The organism is Pseudomonas sp. GW821-FHT11G12, assembly GCF_058808055.1.
Genome location: NZ_JBXARH010000016.1, coordinates 1 through 1,310 on the forward strand (window position 1 = coordinate 1; position 1,310 = coordinate 1,310).

Consider the following 1,310-nt stretch of genomic DNA (forward strand, 5'->3'; position numbering starts at 1 on the left):
TGTCTAGTCCTGAAATAGGTTTACACCTGTTTCACTCCAGCGCCCGATGCATCGCATCGGGCGTTTTGTATTTCAAAGACAGGTGCGGACGCTCACGGTTGTAGATCGAGACCGACTCACTCACCATCTTTTTCGCCTGCATCAAGTCCTGTGGTCGCTGGAGCAAAAGCTCCGTCTTCAATATCCCGTTGACCCGCTCTGCCAAGGCGTTTTGGTAGCAGTCATAGCCGTCCGTCATCGAACACCTGATGCCGTGTTTCGCATGCAGCTCCTGGTACATGCCTGAGCAATACTGGCTGCCTCTGTCCGAGTGATGAACCAGAGGTTGTTCCGTCCGACGCTGTTTCACCGCCCGGCGTAGCGCTTGCGCTACCGATTCAGTGTGCAGGCTTTCATGGACGTGATAACCCACGATCTTTCGTGAAAAGGCATCCGTCACAAGGCTCAGATAAGCCACACCTTCCTGAGTGGGCAGATAGGTGATGTCAGCCACCCAGACTTGCTCAGGGCCGCTTGGAACAATTTGGTCAGGGCCTGCCTTGAGTAGGTTTGGATGACGCCGAAAGCGATGATGGCTGTCAGTTGTCTTGTGGTAAGCGCGTTTGCGTGCCACCAACAAACGCCTTTCGCGCAGAATTGAAAACAACCGATCTCGACCCACTTGCAGCTCACGTCGAGGCTGACAATGCAGCAAGTAATGCAGCTTTCGGGTGCCCAGGCGTGGCTGTCGCTGACGCTTTTGCTGAACGAAATCGGCAACTTGCTGATCCAGAACGAACCGAGCCGCATCGGCGCGATTGCGCTTGTAGTAAGCCTGTCGGCTTATCCCCATGAACTGGCAAGCCCTGCTGATGCTCAGGTTTTGGATTCGTTTTTGGGCGAGGACTTGCCGGGACGCTTTTTTACGACAGAGAGACCGTAGTCATTTTTCAGCACGTCCACGACTGCCTCGAAAAACTGGGCTTTCTGATTGGACAGAGCCAACTGCTCTTCAAGCTCTTTGATACGTTGCTCTGGCGTCAATGAGCGGTTTTTGTCGGGCATAGACCCCATCCTCGGCGAGCCAATGTATGTGCCCGGGCTCCAATCCTGCCGACCGTGCTTGCGTAACCACATCAGAACAGTCGTTTTGCCTTGAATCCCGTAGCGCTCCTGAGCCTCTTTATAACTCAGCTCGCCTCTTTCGACCTGATCCACGACCGACAATTTAAAAGTCAGCGTGTAGTCTCGCTGACTACGCCTTTTAGCCGCCTCCATTACGTCCTCCTGAAAATAGATCAGAAGGTGTAAACCTTATTCAGGACGGGACA

General features: G+C 53.6%; 1 pseudogene. It reads right to left on the reverse strand.

The window, feature by feature from the left end:
• Positions 1-3: 3 nt before the first annotated feature.
• Positions 4-1,257 (reverse strand): annotated as a pseudogene (locus AC1RR7_RS29730) (IS3 family transposase).
• Between the last annotated feature and the right edge of the window lie 53 nt (positions 1,258-1,310).